General features: G+C 70.6%; 1 protein-coding gene. It reads right to left on the bottom strand.

Going from position 1 to position 775, the window contains the following annotated elements; genetic code table 11:
• A partial coding sequence (locus tag ACK4SE_RS13910; protein ID WP_409693899.1) for an alanine--tRNA ligase-related protein occupies positions 1-775 on the bottom strand: 775 nt, incomplete at both ends.

Below are 775 nucleotides of genomic sequence, written 5' to 3'. Positions count from 1 at the left end.
GCCTCCTCCTCCGCCAGCACCTCCTGCACAAAGGCCGCCTTGTCCAGGATGCCGGGCAGCCAGTCGCGCATGTGCGCCGCCACCATGGGCACCAGGCCGGAGAAGAAGCCGCGCGGCGCGTTCAGCATCTGCTGCCCGTACCGCACGGCGCGGCGCAGGATGCGGCGCAGCTCGGAGCCGCGGCCCTCGTTGCTGGGCAGCGAGCCGTCCGCGATGGCCACGCACAGGGTGCGGATGTGGTCCGCCACCACGCGGTACGCCATGTCCACGCGGTCCGTGTCCGCCGCGCCCACCGCGCCGCCGTACGCCCGCGCGCCCGTCACCTGCTGGATGGCGTCCAGGATGGGCGTGAAGATGTCCGTGTCGTAGTTGGAGCGCTTGTCCTGCAGCACCGACACCAGGCGCTCGAACCCCATGCCCGTGTCCACGTGCTTGGCCGGCAGCGGGCGCAGCGAGGAGTCGGGCTCGCGGCTGTACTGCATGAACACCAGGTTCCAGATCTCAATCACGTCCGGGTCGTCCCGGTTCACCATCGCCGACGCGTCGCGGCCGCCGATGCGGTCGTAGTGGATCTCGGTGCAGGGGCCGCAGGGGCCCACGTCGCCCATCTCCCAAAAGTTGTCCTTGCGGCTAAAGGGCAGCACGTGCGACTCGGGCAGGAACTGCAGCCACAGCGCGCGCGCCTCGGAGTCGGCGGCCACGCCCATGGCGTCGTCGCCGCCAAAGTAGGTGGCGTACAGGCGGTCGGGGCTCAGGCCGTACACCACGGTCAGCA

The organism is Brevundimonas sp. (genome assembly GCF_046293315.1).
Lineage (GTDB): Bacteria > Pseudomonadota > Alphaproteobacteria > Caulobacterales > Caulobacteraceae > Brevundimonas.
This window is presented reverse-complemented; position numbering and strand designations above follow the sequence as displayed.